Here is a 17,243-nt window from a genome sequence, read left to right as displayed (position 1 = left end):
AACGGAGCGCGAACACGCTCAGATTGCTGCGGTTTGCCCGCGTCGACGGGCCAGCATTCCATGTACGGCAAAGCCCCCGACGAACAGCATCAGCGCCATGGTCATCATCCCGTGGTAGCCGCCAAAGGCAACCGCGGCCACCATCAGCGGTGTGCCAACCGCATTGCCCAGATTGCCCGCCTGACTCATCGCGCCATTGGACTGCGCCTGCTCCGCCGCCTCGGCGTTCAGCTGCGGCACGGAGGCAAAGCTCGCCCCCTGCACCAGCCCAAAGGCCACCGCCAGCGCCATGCAAGCCAGCGGCAGACCGGGCGTCAGCAGCAGCCAGACTGCACCACCAGCGGCCAGCAGGAACCCCGCCTGCACCACGCGCACAGCCGCCATCCGCCGCAGCAGCCAGACGCCCAGCGTCATTGAAGTGGCGATGCTGACCAGTGGCATGGCGCTGATCACCCCCACGCGCGTGGCTGCATCCAGATGCGGCGGCAGCACCGTCAGCAAGGCGACAAAACAGGTGGTGTAGAACAGCCAGCCCGCCGCCGGGGCCACTTTCGCCGGGGAGCGATAGATCTCCAGATGCAGCGCTGGTAGGTCCGCCAGCTTGGCCAGCGGCAAACGGGGGGGCACCTGCACCGTTTTCAACACATGTCCCAGCACGAGTGCCAGCAACGCCATCATCAGCCCATGGGCGCCAAACAGCGACAACAGGCCAAACCCCGCAACCAACGGCAGGCCAAACCACACCAGCAGCGCAAAGGAGACACCAAAGAACGTGCTCCAGATCGACAGCGCGGTGCCGCGATGGCGTGGGCTGCAGATCTGCGGGATCAGCGTCGGGGCGGCCACCACGATCCCCAAATGCGACAGGCCTTCGATCAGCCGTGTTGCCAGAAACAGACCATAGGGCAGATGCAGCGCTTGAAGCGCCGACATCACCGCCCCGATCCACAGCGCCCACACAAGACTGCGGCGATACCCGAAGGAGGCGACAAACCCGCCCGCAACCACGCCCAGCAGAATGCCAAGCACACCGACCATGGTGACCACTAGGCTGAGCGTGGACCCCGCCACCGGATATAGCAGGCTTAGCTGGTCAAAGATGATCGCGATCTTGCCATATTGCGCCGCAGCGCCCAGACCGGCGGCCCAGATTATCATCACCACACCCCAGCGGGTCTGTGGTTCACGGATATGGGGTGTGTTCATGGGGCTGCCCTCAATGCAATTGCGCCTTGCGCAGGAAATCCGCCAGGACCGGCCGAAGCGCAGGACATACCCCGCCTGACAGCGAAGCGCCAGACAGGCTGAACGCCTCAGTCCAAAAAACCACACAGAAAAACGCCCGAAGCGATGCCTCGGGCGTTCCTGTCATCTCAATCTAGCGGGCCAAGACCAGCTTACATATGGATCACCCGGTCAAAGGCATCCAGTACACTCTCATGCATCATTTCGCTGAGCGTCGGATGCGGGAAGACGGTGTTCATCAGGTCTTCTTCGGTGGTTTCCAGCTGGCGGCCGACCACATAACCCTGAATCATCTCGGTCACTTCCGCACCAACCATATGGGCGCCCAGCAGTTCCCCTGTTTTGGCGTCAAAGATGGTCTTCACCATGCCTTCTGCCTCACCCAGCGCAATCGCCTTGCCATTGCCGATGAAGGGGAAGCGGCCGACCTTGATGTCATAGCCCAGTTCCTTGGCCTTCGCCTCGGTATAGCCGACGGAGGCAACCTGCGGATGGCAGTAGGTACAGCCGGCAATGCTCTCGGGCTTTACGGGATGCGCATGTTTGCCCGCGATCAGCTCGGCCACCATAACGCCCTCGTGGGAGGCCTTATGTGCCAGCCAGGGCGCACCGGCGATATCGCCGATGGCATAGAGGCCATCGACGCCCGTGCGGCAGTACTCGTCGGTAACCACATGGGTGCGGTCGACCTTGACGCCCAGCTCTTCAAGCCCCAGCCCTTCGACATTGCCAACAATGCCCACGGCGGAAATCACCGTGTCAAATTCCTGTTTCTCGACCTTGCCGCCAACCTCGATATGGGCGGTGACTTTGCCCTTACCGCGGTCCAGCTGCTTGACCATGGCTTTCTCCATGATCTTCATGCCCTGTTTGACAAAGGCCTTCTTGGCAAAGGCAGAAATTTCCGCGTCTTCCACCGGCAGCACCCGGTCCATGACTTCAACAACAGTCGTGTCAGCGCCCAGCGTATTGTAAAAGCTGGCAAATTCGATGCCGATTGCACCGGAACCGATGACGAGCAACTTCTTCGGCATCCGCACCGGATCCAACGCATGCTTATAGGTCCAGACCAGATCGCCGTCCGCTTCTAGCCCCGGCAGCTCCCGCGCGCGCGCACCGGTGGCCAGCACGATATTCTTCGCCGCCAGCTCCTGCGTGCCCTTCTCGGTTTTGACAGAGACCTTGCCCTTGGCCGGGAGCGTCGCCTCGCCCATGACAACGGCAATCTTATTCTTTTTCATCAAATGACCAATGCCCGAGGACAGCTGTTTCGCCACCCCGCGAGAGCGTTTCACCACCGCGTCCAGATCGTAACCGATGTTGTCGGCTTTGAGGCCGAAATCCTTGGCCCGCTCCATCAGGTGGAACACTTCAGACGACCGCAACAGCGCCTTGGTGGGAATGCAGCCCCAGTTCAGACAGATGCCGCCCATATGCTCGCGCTCGACGATGCAGGTCTTCAGCCCCAGCTGAGCAGCGCGGATGGCAGCCACATAGCCCCCCGGGCCTGCGCCGATTACGATCACGTCATAGGTTTCTGCGGCCATGGTGGTTCCTCGCCAAGCTGGATCAAAAACTAGTTCACCGTTAAACTATTTCTCGCTGCACTGCAATCATCCAGTGAAGGCTCATAGCAGCCATGCAAGAAACAGCAGCGCCGCACCCCGGTCCTTGGGGCGCGGCGCAAAACCAGTGTCAGGGCAGGATGCGTTTCAGGCAAGCCCGAAAGCAACGACCTCAGCTTGCGGCCTGCAAACTGCGCATGGTGCTGCCATAGCCGCCAGCCATCACGTAATCCATTTCAGGCGCCGTGCTGCTGCGTGACAGCGCCTCATTGCGATAGGGGAAGCGGCCAAACTGCCGGATCACCTCGCGGTGGGCCCGCGCATGCAGCAGGTTGGAGGCACCGTTCTTGGGCATCCGCTCCAGCATCAGCCGCACACAGCGTTCCTGATCACACAGGTTCTCTGAGTGCATCAGCGGCAGGTAGAAAAACTGCCGTTGTGGTTCGTCGATCTTCAAATCCCAGGACTTGCTGATCGCGCATTTCGCCGCCGCCAGCGCCAGCGTATCCGTGGCAAAGGCCTGCGCCTGCCCCCGGAACATATTGCGCGGGAACTGATCGGTCAGGATGATATAGGCCAGAACCCCCTTCGGCCCGCTGCGCCAGTGGTCGCATTTGCCCTCGCAGGCAGCCTCCCACGTCGTCTCGAACCGGCGCCGGATCTCCTGATCCAGCGCGTCATCCTGCATATACCAGCCCTTCTCACTCGTGCTCACGAGCCAGAAGTCTAGGATCTCCTCAGGACCTGTCATAGGTCTGCCTCCACATAGATACCGTCCTGAAATTCAGACGCTTTTGCAGAGATTTTACAAGGGGAAGCCCGTCACGATTTGCGTCATACACGACAGTTTCGTGAAAATTTCACCACAAATCCCGCCAGTTAGCGCAATCACCCAGCTTCAGCGGCGGCTTCCTGCTCCTCGATCTCCGTCTCAATTGCATATTCCTGGGCAAACTCAACCACAACAGGTGACCCGGTTGGTGCCATTGGTGACATGATCCCGGTCTCTTCGGTCGGAATGGCCGGACGCTGAGTCGTGCGATAGCCGGCATAGACCGCCAGTATCAGCAGCAGTACCGCCATGAACAGGAAGAACCCCGGCGCGCCAAACACACTGTCACCCATCATCCAACCGGTGATCAGTGGTCCGGCCACAGCCCCCAGCCCGTTGATGAACACCAACCCGCCAGAGGCCGCCGGCATGTCATCATAGTCGAGGTAGTCGTTGGTATGGGCAATCAGCAATGAGTAAAGCGGGTTGGTCATGCCGCCAATCAGGAAGGCCGCAACCAGCAGGAAGTTGAACTGCGCCCCCAGCAGCATCGCGCCGATGGCCGCACCCCCCGCAACCGCCGCGCCAAACAGGATCAGCACCCGGCGATCCATCCGGTCCGACATCCAGCCCAGCGGATATTGCATCACCACGGCCCCCACATAGAAGGTCGCGACAAAGATCGAGATCTGCGTCAGGCTCAGCCCGGCAGAGGCCGCATAGACCGCGCTCATGCCGAATTGGGCCGAGAACACACCGCCCAGCAAGAACATGCCGACACAGCCCAGCGGCGAGGCGTCCATCAGCTGGCGCAGCGACATCGGCTTGGTCCGGTCAAAGGCAGGCGTCGGCGAAATCGACAGCAGAATCGGCGCGAAGGAGACAGAAACCACCACCGAGGCAATCACAAAGGTCTCATAACCGGAGGGATCGCCCACCAGCATCAGCGCCTGCGCGCTGACAATACCGACCATCTGCACAATCATGTAAAGCGACAGCGCCTTGCCGCGATTGGCATTGTCGGAGGCGTTGTTGAGCCAGCTCTCTGCGGTGACATACACGCCAGAAAAGCAGAATCCGATGACCACACGGCCCAGCATCCAGGCCACCGGGTTGGTGATCGCGGGATACAGAATCATCACCGCTGAAATAAACGACGCCAGCGCCGCAAAGACCCGCACATGGCCCACCCGACGGATCATCTCAGGCGCCAGTCGGGACCCGCCGAGGAAGCCCACAAAATAGGCGGACATGACAAAGGACATCTGCAGCGTGGAGAATCCCTCGATATCCCCCCGCACACCAAGGAGCGTGCCCTGCAGACCGTTGCCGATCATCAGCATCCCCATACCCAACAGCAGCGCCCATGCGCTCGACAGCACCTGCCACATTGCCCGTCTCTCCTACTTTGCTTGTCTGTGCCAGAGCACGCCTAACAGGCCCTGGCCCCTCGTTGGGGTTGTTGAACTGGTCACGGACAGCGCCATCACCGCGCCCCGTTATGAACGGAATCCCTTGGCATTTTCATGACCAAGAGAACCAAAAACCGGGTGTGCTCATCGCAGACCCGGTGACAACACTGCCCGGCCCAACTTTAGGTCAGGCCGGTGAATACGGTTTCTCGCTGAAATTGCGCCTCAGGTCTGCGACATCTCCGCCATCGGCGGGATCAAAAGCGACGCATCACCATAGGAAAAGAACCGGTAGTCCTCAGCCAGGGCATGATCATAAATCGCCCGGATTCGGTCCTGTCCCATCAGCGCCGACACCAGCATCAGCAGCGTCGATTTCGGCAGATGGAAATTGGTCATCAGCGCATCCGCCACATGGAAGGTGAAGCCGGGATAGATAAAGATATCCGTATCCCCCTCCCAGGGCTGGATCGCACCCGACTGACCCGCACTTTCGATCAGACGCAGCGCCGTGGTGCCAACCGGAATCACCCGCCCGCCTGCCGCCTTGGTCGCAGCGATTTCCGCTGCCGCCTCAGCGCTGACGCGGCCCCATTCGGCATGCATCCGGTGCGTGGTCACATCCTCCACCTTCACTGGCAGAAAGGTCCCTGCGCCCACATGCAGCGTCACATAGCTGATCTCGACCCCCTTGGCCTGCAGTTCCGCCAAGAGCGCATCGTCAAAATGCAAGGATGCCGTAGGGGCTGCCACCGCGCCTGAGTTGCGCGCCCAGACGGTCTGATAGTCGGTCTTATCCTGCTCATCCGCGGGCCGTTTGGCTGCGATATAAGGCGGCAGAGGCATCGCGCCGGCTTCAGCCAAGGCGGCATCAAAATCGGTCCCACTCAGATTGAACTTGAGATGGCCCTGCCCGTCCTCAATCCGCTCCAGTGTCGCGCTCAGCGCATCGGAGAAAATGATCTCCTCGCCCAGCTTGACCTTCTTCAACGGCTTCAACAGCGCCGCCCAGCTGCCATCGGCACCCGGATCCAGCAGCGTCACCTCTACCTTCGCCGCCATCGGCCCCTGTGCGGTGTCGCGGTGGCGCAACCCGCTGAGGCGCGCGGGGATCACCTTGGTATCATTCAGCACCAGCCGGTCGCCGGGCCGCAGCCACTGGCCCAGATTGGCCACGCGGGCATCGCTGATATGGTCACCCTCCGCCACCAAGAGCCGCGCAGAACTGCGCGGCACCGCCGGGCGGGTTGCGATGCGGTCATCGGGGAGGTCGAAGTCAAAATCACTGAGTTTCATAAGCTGCGATATAGGCGGTTGCGCCGCACTTGGCCAACAGGTTTTCCCGCCGCGCGCAGCCCCTGCTGCAAACCGCTGATCTCAGCGATCCTCACCCGGAGAGACAGAATAGCTTGGTCGGTCACGCTCGGCCCGTGGCACCACGGTGCTGGGGGGGTCCTCCCCCGGCAGTCTCGGCGCCGGACCTCGAAACAGTTCGCGGAAAATCCCCGGTGCCAGTCCCGACAGCGGGTTTACCTGTACGCGCGGATCATCCGCCGCCCCCTTCAAGGTGAAGGCAAAGCCAATCAGCCCCTCACCCTTGCGGGTGAACACCCGACCCACCGCATTGAGCAAATAGATCGGTGAGATGACCCCCCGCATGTTCAGCACGCTGCGTTCCAGATCATAATTACCATCCATGGAGAGACCAATCGACGGTCCCACCGCGCTGCTCTCATGGACGATCAGATGGGTCGCCCCCAGCCGGAACTTCGCCTCTACTGTGGTGAACAAAATGCCCTGTCCGGCCAGCGCATCAATCAGCCCAACCACGCTCACTGCATTGAGCAGCGCCGCCATTGATGGCGCGTCCTTGATACGTGTGTTCCTTACTTCAATCTGGCCGTCATACTCACCGGGCGCGCCGGGGGCAGGCACCAGCGACATATCAAACGTTCCGCCTGACCCATGCCGCAACACACCCGCCGCGCGGAACACCCCGCCTGCATCCTCTGACTGGATCCGGGTGGCAAAACCGCCATCCTTCGGCACCACCACACCGCTAACGCCGGTCTGTCCGTTCAGCGCGGCGGTAAAGTTGCCATTCAACCCACCCGTGGTGGAAAACCGCCCACCAAAGCCGGTGAGCGCAATACTATCAGTGACCTGCATCCGGTCCAGTTGTAGCGTGATCGGGCCCGCTCCCCCGGAGCTGCCACCGCTGCTGCCACTGCCACCGGATCCGTCCGGCATTTGTCGCAGATCCAGCACCCCGTTCAGCACGTTGATTGCAGGCGCACGACTGCCGCGCCCGACCAGTTCGACCGTGCCACGGAACCAGTTGCGCAGCTCAACCTGATCGAACCGAGCCCGCTCCAGACCGCCGCCGGGCTGAAGCGTCACCCGACCCGATGCCCGCAGCCCCGCCCCCTCAAGCGTGAGCGCCTCCACCTGCGGGGTCTCCCCCAATAGCGCGCTTAGTTGCAGCCGCCCCGTGCCCGCCTCGCTCAACCGCCAGCTCAGCGCCGGAATCCGCAGACCAAGCCCCGCCAGATCGCTCTCCAAGGTCAGCTTCGGCGCCGCGCCCTTGTTGATCACCACGTCATAGCGGCCCTCACCGCGACCAAAGACCGACCCCTTCGGCAAGCCAATGCCAAGGGTATCAACAGTGTCCTGCGACAGCTCAATTGTGCCTTTGACCCGCACCGGCGGTGCCTGACCCGCCGCCGCGGCAATAGCCCGCTCCGCTGCCGGACCCACGGCCTGCCGCCAGATCAGGCTCCCCGGCACCCCCGACAGCGCGCCGTCTCCTTCGATCTGCACGTGGTCCTGATCGCCGCTCAGCCTCAGCACCTCTGCCGAGAGGCTCTCCCCCGGCACCAGCACATCACTGGCTGCATCGCGGATCCGACCTGTATAGTGATAGGTGATCTCTTCAGGTGTGACCCCCTTGCGCAGCGGCAGGGACAGCGTGCCGCTCAGTGCCACCTGACCGGAGGCCAGATCCACCGGTAGATCCGCCTTATCCATCACCGACAACGGCGGACGGTTGAGCAGCGACAGTGCCGCCGTCACCGGCCCCGCAGCCTCAATCCGGGCAATTCCCGGCGCGCCATCCTTCACCGAGGTATCGGGGATAATGAAGGAAGTGCCCGCCGCGTCGACGCGGCCGCCCTGATCCGCCGTTACCCAACCCTTCGTCGCCATGACTACCAACCGGTTGCCATAGAGGCTGAACTGCCCGGCGGCCTCGCGCAGCGGCGGCAGCGATTTCTGGAATTTCACCGCCGCATCTTCAAACGCCAGATCCAGATAGACAAAGGGTTTCGCCGTTCCGCTGCCACGCATGGCAAAATTCACATCGCGCGCATAGCCCGCCAGCAGATTCTCGCGCACCCATTCGCGCGGTTTTGGCGGTGCGGCCACCGGCCAGACCTCCTTCAACCGGTCAGCCGACATGCCATTGGCCCGCCCGTTCAGCGCATAGTCCCAGCCCGCCTGCCCGGCAGAAATTTCGCCGTCCAGCAGGATCCGCGTGTCCCCGTCTCGCACCAGCATCTCGCCCAGTCGCAGGCGGAACGGGGCCATCTCCAGCTTAAAATCCGCTGTCACCCCGGCCAGATCCAGCGGCGTATCATAGAGTTTCGCGGGGTTAAGGCTCAGGTCCTGAAACCGCAGCTGCCCCACCAGATCCGTCAGTTGGCCGTTTTCCACCCCGATCAGACGCGCCCGCCCCTCCATGGTGCCGGAGCCCCAGCCACTGTTCACCGACAGCTCGTTAAAGCGCAGCTCCTGGCGGTCCGGCAGATAGGTGAAATAGCTCTGCGCGCCGGTAATCGGCACCGGCCGGGTGGCGGCGGTGGGCTGGATCACCCCCTCGCCAATCTGCAGGCTGGCTGACACCGGCAGTAACGCGCCATCACTGCGGATCGCGCCGCGCAGGGAGCCTGAGATCGGCGCGTCCAGCACGTCCAACCAGCCGAGGGCCGCACTCTGTGCGGCAATATCCTTGCTGGCCACAGAATTGACCAGCACGCCAAATTCTGCCGCCTTGTCGCCAATCGCAGAGCTGTAGTTCGCCTCAACCGTGCCAACATAATCGCGCCCGCTCAGCAGTGAGAACCCAGCCGCCAGTTCGATATCCTGACCGCTGCGGTTCATACGAATACTGCCGCCATCCAGCGTCCAGACCCGCCCCAAACGCGCATCCTCGTAGCGCAAGGTCAGCGCCTCGGTCTCAACCTCGACCAGCGCCGACAGCACCGGCAGCTCCAGCTGGCTGTCCCATTGCTCAATCAGCGCCGGCAGGGTGGCGGCCTGCCGCAGCGGTGCCTCCCCCTCGGCCAGGCTCAGCGCCAGACCGCCGCTGTTGTCCCGCCTGAGGGTGCCATAAAGCCCGCTTAGCATGATGGTCTTGGGGCGGATCTGCCCCCGCAGCAGCGGTCGCATCGCCAGCGAGGCCTGCGCATCCGCCAGCCGCGCCACCCGCGCGCCGGTTTCATCGCGCAGGGTTACATCACGCAGGCTGATACGGGGCCGCCAGCCCCGGTTCACCACCAGATGAATGGCCCCGAATTCAATGCTCAACCCGCCCAGATGCCGCTCAATTCGCCGCTCCACCCGGTCGCGCAGCCAATCCGGCGCGTCAAACCGCGTCCCCAGCCCCAGGAACACCACAGCACCCGCCAGCATCGCCAGAACCACAGCGGTGATGGTTGCACTGCGCAGCATCCGGCGCAGGATGCGGGATTTTGGTTTTGTTCTGGCATCCGGCGCGGGTTGTGGCGCGGAAGCAGCCACTGGGTCTGCATCCTCCTCAGTAGGCTTGACTAGATCGCCGGCAGAAATGCCATCGGACGGTTGTGGCCCCGGTAGCGGCACCGCCTCGTCCCGCATTCTGCGCTCGGCCTCAGCCTCTTGCCCTTCGGGCGCCTCTGTCACCTCCGGCACCTCCTCATCCGGGCCGAAAAACACCACATCCTCCGGCGGCGGCACCGCCTTTGCAACAGCCACACCCTCCGCAGCCGCTGCCCCAATGGGCCCGACATCCTGCGCGGCATCCACCGGCGCAGAGGAAGATGGCTCCTGTTCAGGATCCACCGCTGTGGGTGAGGCTGGTTTAATCCTTGCTTTCCCTTTGCCTGTGATGGCCTAACTATGTCACGCAAACCCTGCGAAACCGTTTTGGAGACCTCGATTTATGCTCGCCCCCTCAGACCCCGCACCCTCCTTTAACCTGCCCCGCGATGGCGGCGGCACCGTGACGTTGGAGGAGCTGCGCGGCAAGGCCGTCGTGCTGTTCTTTTACCCCCGCGATGATACTCCGGGCTGCACCAAGGAATCCATCGGATTTTCCGAACACCTGCAAGCCTTTGCCGATGCTGGTGCCGCAGTTTACGGCATCTCCAAGGATCCGGTTGCCAAACACGATAAATTCGTCGCCAAACACAGCCTGACCACGCCGCTGCTCTCCGATGCCGATGGCACCGCCTGCGAGGACTATGGCGTCTGGAAAGAAAAGAACATGTACGGCAAAAAACACTGGGGGATCGAGCGCTCGACCTTCCTCATTGATGCCGAAGGTAAAATCGCCCAGATCTGGCGCAAAGTGAAGGTCGACGGCCATGTCGCCGAGGTGCTGGAGGCTGCTAAGGCGCTCTGATCGCCATTCAGGTGGCCCTGCATATGCGCCCTTGACCGGGCGCAGGGCTGCCTATCCGCTTGCAGGTCGGCGTGCCCGGTGGCAGGGAATGGCCACAAACAGCCCACCCCGAAACGGATCCGCGAAGATGACCAGCGACGCCCCAGAGATCAACGCAGACAGCCCTGACAACCCGCTCAGCCTTGCGCAAATGGCGCAGCAGGTGCTGACCACCGCTGACGGGCGCGAGAAGACCGCGCTGTCGCGCCGCCACGCCGCGCACTGGTTTGCCTATCGCGCAGGTGATGCGGCAAAGATCGAGGTCGGCACTGCCAACCCGCCGCTGCACCCCGCGCGCCCCGACAGACCTGAACTGCTGAACCCACGCGATGTGCCCCGCCGCCGCCCCGGATCCGAGGCCGGGCGCAAGGCGCTGCTGCATGCCGTCGCCCATATTGAACTGAATGCGGTTGACCTGCACTGGGATATCATTGCGCGCTTCTCACATGTGCCAATGCCGCTTGGGTTCTTTGACGATTGGGTCAAAGCGGCGGATGAAGAATCCAAACATTTCAACCTGATGTGCGACTGTCTTGAGGCCTTGGGCAGCCATTATGGTGAACTGCCGGCCCATGCCGGCATGTGGCGCGCCGCTGAAGACACCGCCGAGGATCTGATGGGCCGCCTCGCCGTCGTACCCATGGTGCTTGAGGCCCGCGGGCTGGACGTCACCCCCGGCATGATTGAGGTTTTCCGCAAGGCAAAGCTCACCCAGGCGGTTGAGGCGCTGGAGGTGATCTACGCAGAGGAAGTCAGCCATGTGGCCTATGGCTCGAAATGGTTCCACTTCCTCTGCGGGCGCGACAATCTGGACCCGAAGGAGGTGTTTCATGACCTCGTGGGCAGATATTTCCACGGCCATCTGAAACCGCCCTTTAACGAGGAAAAGCGCGCCGAGGCCGGCATCCCGCCAGATTTCTACTGGCCACTGGCGGATGAAATTCCTGTCAAACCACCGGCACTGCGCTAACCCCGACGGGCCACAACCAGGCCCCGATAATGCCGCGAAACCTTTGCCCGTCACAGATAAAATCGGTCTGCCTATCATCGGCGGGCTGTTCTTTTTTACGGTCGCCGACGGCCCGCCTGCGCTATCATTATGCGGTCGATCTTGACAGAGATCGGCGAATTTTCGCTCATTTCGCGTCCAATCCCAGCAGCTACCGCGCCGTTTCCGCGCGGACCCGCCGAACACTGGGTCAACAGGCTTGCCCAAACCCATCCGGCTGGCTATTCCCTTTCGCCATGGCGCGCTAACGCGGCCTGGCACTGCAATCAGGACAGCTCCGATGGGACCGGATCTGTCCATATGAAACCGGCAGGAGGAGCGCCGGGGACCGCAGCGCCACAACTGGGGCAGGACTAAGGACCAAAGTGTGCGGACACGTCTGGCAATCAAAATTCACGCATTTCTCGAACGCCGCTTTCCGGAACGGCGGGTGTTCCTCAAGTCCGACTCAGACACGCGCTTCATTCGGCTCCGCTCAGAAACCCAACTCTTCGCCTTTGCAGGCATGGCGCTGCTGGTCGCCTGGTCCATTGTCGCCACCGCTATTGTGCTGATGGACAGCATCGGCTCCGGCAATTTCCGTGAGCAGGCCAAACGCGATCAGATGACCTACCGCGCCCGGCTCAATGCGCTCTCAAGCGAACGCGACGACCGCGCCGCCGAGGCGCTGGCCGCCCAGGAACGGTTCAACGCCGCCCTGACACAGATTTCCTCCATGCAATCGGAGCTGCTGGCCTCCGAAACCCACCGCCGGGAACTCGAAACCGGGATCGAGGTGATCCAGACCACGCTGCGCCAGACCATGAAAGACCGTGAGGCCGCACGCGACGCACTGGTGGCGCTAAAGCAGGAAACCGCCGCTGACAGCCCCGCTCAGATGATGGCCGTCAGCGCCCCGGTCCAGATGGAATTCATGGCCGACGCGCTGGCTGAAACGGCCGCACAGCGCGACCAGATTGAGGCCAACGCCCAATCCGCCCTCGAACAGCGCGACGCGCTGGAACTGGAACTGCGCTTGCTGGATGAGCGCAACGACCAGATTTTCCGTCAGCTGGAAGAGGCAATGGAAGTCTCCGTCGCGCCGCTGGACAAAATGTTCCGCAGCGCCGGTATGCCCACCGACCGCATCTTGGAGCAGGTGCGGCGCGGCTACAGCGGTCAGGGCGGTCCGCTCAGCCCTTTAGCCCTGTCCACCCGCGGTGAGGAACCCACCCGCGAGGAACTGCGCGCCAATGATCTGCTGCGCCAGATGAACAAGCTGAACCTCTATCGCCTGGCCGCACAGAAAGCGCCTTTTGCCTCGCCGGTAAACATGAATTTGGTGCGCCGCAGCTCCGGCTTCGGTTATCGCCGTGACCCCAAAACAGGCGGTCGCCGGCTGCATAAGGGATCCGATTTCGCGGGCCGCACCGGCACCGATATCTTCGCCACCGCGGATGGAGTTGTGACCCACGCGGGCTGGCAATCCGGCTACGGAAAACTTGTTACAATTCAACATGCCTTTGGCATTGAGACGAAATATGCCCATAACTCAAACATCCGCGTTAAGGTCGGTCAAAGGGTCTCGCGCGGGGATCACATCAGTGATATGGGTAACACCGGACGGTCCACCGGGACCCACCTCCACTATGAGGTTCGGGTCAATGGCAACCCCGTAAACCCGATGATCTATATCAAGGCTGCGAGAAATGTTTTCTAAGAGCAAAATCAACGAGCCCGGCCAGAAAGTGGCCGAAGCAACCCCTGCGGCACCTGCGCCGTCTTCCGCTCCGGTTCCGCCCGCCAGCGATTTCAAGGCAACCGCCCCCAAGGCAAAGCCCCCGGCATCCGTGCTCAGTTCGGATCTGCACATCACCGGCAATCTCAAGACCACCGGTGACATTCAGGTCGAAGGCACCGTCGAAGGTGACATCCGTGCCCATCTGCTGACCATCGGTGAAAGCGCGACCATCAAAGGCGAAGTGACCGCTGATGACGTGGTGATCAACGGCCGTATCGTTGGCCGTGTGCGTGGCCTCAAGGTGCGCCTGACCTCCACCGCCCGCGTTGAAGGCGACATCATTCACAAAACCATCGCGATTGAGAGCGGCGCCCATTTTGAAGGCTCCGTTCAGCGTCAGGACGATCCGCTGAACCCCGGCAAAGCCGCAGCGCCCCGCGCCGCTGCCCCGGCACCGGCCCCCTCAGCCGCCGTCTCCGCAGCCACCGCGGCGCATAAATCCGACAGCTAATCGCGCACGGCCCTCGGGCCCCTGGTAAAACACGAACGCCGCAGGTCACGCCCTGCGGCGTTTTTTGTGTATGAAAAGAGTATTTGGATCCAATATCATCACCAAGTCACATAGGCCAAGCGAACGCAACGTCGCGTGGGGAGGACGCACCACCTGAAATGCTGGACCTTGCACCTATAAGTTGCTGAATGTAGGGAATAGGTAAATTTGCAGGCATCAGGCCTACCGCCACCGCAAACAGGACAAATATTTTAGACAATGGCTATTTTTACCGTAAATGACCCGACAGGTACGCTGTCGCTGAATAACTTCAGCGACCTAGGCTTTGACGACGCAAGCCTGAACAGCCGGTCAGTCAATCAGTTGTTTTTTACCAGCCCCACTGGCACCAGCATCACGCTTACAGGCAACTTCGCGGCCTCCTCCCCATATCTCTGGACGATTGAGTCGATGGCCGTCAATTCCAATGGCACGCCGGTCTACGTCTTGAGCGATTTTTCAATGAGTTTTTATCGCTTCGGCACGTCAAGCGGAGCAGCCTTGGAAGCAGCCATACTGACAGGCGATGATACAATTACCTCCAACATGGTCGAAGGAAACCGTTGGCTGGCATACGGAGGTGACGATGTCATCAGTCTGGGCGTTGGCAATGACTATTTGAACGGCGGCAGCGGCACTGACCGTATGATCGTCCACGACAACTTCGGTCGAGCCACGGTGTCCTCGAGCTACGGCATCGTCACGCTGGAATCAGCGGATGGTCGTGACACTCTCTATTCGATTGAACAGCTGGAATTTGCAAATCGCACCTTCGCGCTGCGTACCGACAGCAGTTCCAGCAGTACATTGAGCGGCGACCGGGATGCTCAGTTGAGCAGCGACATGATGCTCGGCGGACGCGGCAACGATACGCTCTCTGGTCTCTCAGGGCGTGACATGTTGCTGGGTGAAGACGGCAGCGACCATCTTCTGGGTGGTGAGGGTCACGACACGCTCAAGGGCGGCGATGGGCAAGATGTCCTCCTCGGTGGCACCGGTCGCGACTGGCTGGCTGGCGATCTGGGCAATGACACACTCGTTGGTGGCTCCCATGGGGACAAGCTTATCGGCGGTGGCGGCAACGACAATATGCGTGGGCAGAACGGTCATGATGTACTGCGCGGCAATTCCGGCTGGGACAGCTTGCTTGGCGGTCGGGGCAATGACCGTCTCTATGGCGATGGCGGGCAGGACCGACTGATCGGCCAAGAGGGCAATGACACCCTGACCGGCGGCACTCATGCCGACACATTTGTCTTTCATCGCGGCTATGGCACCGACATCATCACCGATTTCACTGTCGGCGAGGACCGTATCCAGATCGGTCGCGGCGCCGACGGAATGGATGACCTGACCTTCTCCACCCAAGGCGCCGATGTGCAGATCACCTTTGCCGATGTGACAATCCTGCTCGAAAACAGCACGCTGGCGCAGATTGAGGATGCGGACAACTTCCTGTTCTGATCTCTGTGTCGGGCCCCTTCTGTGCCGGAGACCACTGATCCCCGAAATCAAAGGCGTATCCCGCAAGGGGTGCGCCTTTTCCTATTCGTCAAGGCCACGCCGACCAATCCAGGTGTGAAGAATTTTCGCAACAGGCTTAACAAAGGTTAAGAATTCATTAACAGCAACCTTCCCAGATCAAAGTCTCCCGCCTAGGCTTACCGCAAAAGCATCGAAAAGATGCATCAGGCATTCAAGCAGTAGGTCAGACCATGGCAGAACTTCTCGTCACGGCCGCGTCAAATGTGGCGCCGCCGTTCGATTTCAGTGACTTCGATTTCACCAAGGTCGCGGTTCTCAGCGCTACAGACACCCAGATCGCGGTGCAATATGGTGCGTTTGTCATGGTGTTTCAGGGCAGCTTCAGCTTTGATGAGAGCGGCAATCTGAGCCCCGACAGCCCGCTCAATGGCTTTGGTCTGTTTTATGACCAGTCGCTGATCATGTCGGTAAGCGGCTTTACCCTGCCCTCGCAGATGATTGCAGATGGGGATCTCTACGCATTGCTCGCGGTGGCTCTTTCCGGGGATGACATCATCTCCTCAGCCTGGAACGGCGGCGAAAGGATCAATGGGTTTGCCGGTAATGACACGTTCCGTGCCGGCGACGGCGATGACACCATTTTTGGCGGCGCCGGTCAGGATGAGCTGGTTCTGGGCGACGGTGTTCAAACTTACAGTTTCACCTTTGGCGACAGCGCCGGGGCGCTGCTGACCACCACCAAAGGGCGTGACATGCTCTTTGACGTGGAAACGGTGCGGCTCACCAATCAGACTCTGCACATTCAGGAAGGCGGCAGCGCGGATGAGGCCCTGATCAGCACCAATGCAGATAACGCCAGCGTTTCAGACATGATCCATGGCCGGGGCGGCAATGACACAATCACCGGCGGTACGGGCAAGGACTTTCTGCTGGGTGGCGGCGGGGAAGACCGGCTTTCCGGGGGCAAGAATGACGATTTCCTTGATGGTGGGCTTGATGATGATCACCTCTCCGGCAAGGCGGGCGATGACAATCTGCGCGGCAGCCTCGGCAGTGACACGCTGATTGGCGGCGCGGGCAATGACACCCTGCGCGGCGACAATGACGTGGGGCCGGATGACAATGCCGATGACCTGTTGATCGGCGGCAGCGGCCACGACAGTCTGAGCGGCAATGCGGGCAACGACACGCTGAAGGCCGGGAATGGCGTCGATACGCTGGAGGGCGGGTCGGGCGATGACAGCCTCAACGGCGGGCGTGGACGTGACCTGCTGTCTGGTGGCGATGGCAATGACAGCCTTGTCGGGGGACGGGGCAATGACACGCTGACCGGCGGCGCCGATCATGACAGGCTCAGTGGCGGGGCTGGCCATGATGTGATGCGCGGCGATGCGGGCAATGACCTGCTGATCGGCGGGCGCGGCCATGACACGCTGTTTGGCAGCGATGGCGCCGACCGGCTGATAGGTCAATATGGCAATGACCGGCTGACCGGCGGCAGCGGCGGCGATACATTCGTCTTTGCCCGCAACAACGGCCATGACACCATCACGGATTTCACGCTCGGCGAGGATCTGATCCAGATCACTCGTGGCGCCAACCGCATCGAGCATCTCGGCTTTGAGCAGCTGGGTGAGAATGTGCACATCACCTTCGCCAATGCCTCAATTCTGGTTGAAGGCACCACCGTCGACCAGTTGATGGATACGGATAACTTCCTGTTCTGATCAGTTACCGCTCTCAGAATATGGCCTTGGGCGCGCCTTTATTGGTGCGCCCTTTTTTAT

Annotated in this window: 12 protein-coding genes; 6 read left to right on the top strand and 6 right to left on the bottom strand. The window is 61.4% G+C overall.

The window, feature by feature from the left end; genetic code table 11:
- Positions 1-18: 18 nt before the first annotated feature.
- The 6 genes from GAL_RS07735 to GAL_RS07710 all read right to left on the bottom strand — a co-directional run bounded on the left by GAL_RS07735 (position 19) and on the right by GAL_RS07710 (position 10,091).
- Positions 19-1,269 (bottom strand): MFS transporter, encoded by a 1,251-nt coding sequence (locus tag GAL_RS07735; protein ID WP_040104010.1) that lies wholly within the window; start codon positions 1,267-1,269, stop codon positions 19-21.
- Positions 1,270-1,397: 128 nt separating this feature from the next.
- The gene (gene lpdA, locus GAL_RS07730; RefSeq protein ID WP_024097026.1) at positions 1,398-2,792 is read right to left on the bottom strand and encodes a dihydrolipoyl dehydrogenase; all 1,395 of its coding nucleotides are present in this window, start codon (positions 2,790-2,792) and stop codon (positions 1,398-1,400) included.
- 190 nt (positions 2,793-2,982) lie between these two features.
- Positions 2,983-3,561 carry a DUF924 family protein gene (locus GAL_RS07725; RefSeq protein ID WP_024097025.1) on the bottom strand — a complete coding sequence of 193 codons (579 nt, stop codon included), beginning with the start codon at positions 3,559-3,561 and terminating at the stop codon, positions 2,983-2,985.
- Between the two features lie 137 nt (positions 3,562-3,698).
- Positions 3,699-4,973, bottom strand: coding sequence for an MFS transporter (locus tag GAL_RS07720; protein WP_024097024.1), 1,275 nt, complete (start codon positions 4,971-4,973; stop codon positions 3,699-3,701).
- Positions 4,974-5,219: 246 nt separating this feature from the next.
- On the bottom strand, positions 5,220-6,290 hold the full coding sequence (gene queA / locus GAL_RS07715) for a tRNA preQ1(34) S-adenosylmethionine ribosyltransferase-isomerase QueA (RefSeq protein WP_024097023.1): 1,071 nt from the start codon (positions 6,288-6,290) through the stop codon (positions 5,220-5,222).
- Between the two features lie 81 nt (positions 6,291-6,371).
- Positions 6,372-10,091 (bottom strand): YhdP family protein, encoded by a 3,720-nt coding sequence (locus GAL_RS07710; protein ID WP_024097022.1) that lies wholly within the window; start codon positions 10,089-10,091, stop codon positions 6,372-6,374.
- A 100-nt stretch (positions 10,092-10,191) separates the two neighbouring features.
- On the opposite strand from GAL_RS07710, the gene GAL_RS07705 reads away from it, so the two are divergent.
- The 6 genes from GAL_RS07705 to GAL_RS07680 all read left to right on the top strand — a co-directional run bounded on the left by GAL_RS07705 (position 10,192) and on the right by GAL_RS07680 (position 17,183).
- On the top strand, positions 10,192-10,653 hold the full coding sequence (locus tag GAL_RS07705; protein ID WP_024097021.1) for a peroxiredoxin: 462 nt from the start codon (positions 10,192-10,194) through the stop codon (positions 10,651-10,653).
- Between the two features lie 127 nt (positions 10,654-10,780).
- A complete protein-coding gene (locus GAL_RS07700) occupies positions 10,781-11,662 on the top strand; it encodes a ferritin-like domain-containing protein (protein ID WP_024097020.1) in 882 nt (293 codons plus the stop codon).
- A gap of 406 nt (positions 11,663-12,068) precedes the next feature.
- Positions 12,069-13,400: a M23 family metallopeptidase gene (locus tag GAL_RS07695; protein WP_024097019.1), complete on the top strand. Its 1,332-nt coding sequence runs from the start codon at positions 12,069-12,071 to the stop codon at positions 13,398-13,400.
- The gene (locus GAL_RS07690) at positions 13,390-13,932 is read left to right on the top strand and encodes a bactofilin family protein (protein ID WP_024097018.1); all 543 of its coding nucleotides are present in this window, start codon (positions 13,390-13,392) and stop codon (positions 13,930-13,932) included. Before GAL_RS07695 ends, GAL_RS07690 begins: the two co-directional genes overlap by 11 nt.
- Positions 13,933-14,190: 258 nt before the next feature.
- Positions 14,191-15,435: a calcium-binding protein gene (locus tag GAL_RS07685; protein WP_024097017.1), complete on the top strand. Its 1,245-nt coding sequence runs from the start codon at positions 14,191-14,193 to the stop codon at positions 15,433-15,435.
- Between the two features lie 251 nt (positions 15,436-15,686).
- Positions 15,687-17,183, top strand: coding sequence for a calcium-binding protein (locus tag GAL_RS07680; RefSeq protein ID WP_024097016.1), 1,497 nt, complete (start codon positions 15,687-15,689; stop codon positions 17,181-17,183).
- Positions 17,184-17,243: the final 60 nt, after the last annotated feature.

It is taken from the genome of Phaeobacter gallaeciensis DSM 26640, assembly GCF_000511385.1.
In the GTDB taxonomy this organism is placed as follows: Bacteria; Pseudomonadota; Alphaproteobacteria; order Rhodobacterales; family Rhodobacteraceae; genus Phaeobacter; species Phaeobacter gallaeciensis.
This window is presented reverse-complemented; position numbering and strand designations above follow the sequence as displayed.

What these genes read in the sequence shown, in the direction of transcription:
- GAL_RS07720 (WP_024097024.1), bottom strand. Translation starts at nt 4,973, where the DNA reads ATGTGGCAGGTGCTGTCGAGCGCATGGGCGCTGCTGTTGGGTATGGGG.
- lpdA (WP_024097026.1), bottom strand. Translation starts at nt 2,792, where the DNA reads ATGGCCGCAGAAACCTATGACGTGATCGTAATCGGCGCAGGCCCGGGG.
- GAL_RS07680 (WP_024097016.1), top strand. Translation starts at nt 15,687, where the DNA reads ATGGCAGAACTTCTCGTCACGGCCGCGTCAAATGTGGCGCCGCCGTTC.
- GAL_RS07725 (WP_024097025.1), bottom strand. Translation starts at nt 3,561, where the DNA reads ATGACAGGTCCTGAGGAGATCCTAGACTTCTGGCTCGTGAGCACGAGT.
- GAL_RS07705 (WP_024097021.1), top strand. Translation starts at nt 10,192, where the DNA reads ATGCTCGCCCCCTCAGACCCCGCACCCTCCTTTAACCTGCCCCGCGAT.
- GAL_RS07700 (WP_024097020.1), top strand. Translation starts at nt 10,781, where the DNA reads ATGACCAGCGACGCCCCAGAGATCAACGCAGACAGCCCTGACAACCCG.
- GAL_RS07690 (WP_024097018.1), top strand. Translation starts at nt 13,390, where the DNA reads ATGTTTTCTAAGAGCAAAATCAACGAGCCCGGCCAGAAAGTGGCCGAA.
- queA (WP_024097023.1), bottom strand. Translation starts at nt 6,290, where the DNA reads ATGAAACTCAGTGATTTTGACTTCGACCTCCCCGATGACCGCATCGCA.
- GAL_RS07685 (WP_024097017.1), top strand. Translation starts at nt 14,191, where the DNA reads ATGGCTATTTTTACCGTAAATGACCCGACAGGTACGCTGTCGCTGAAT.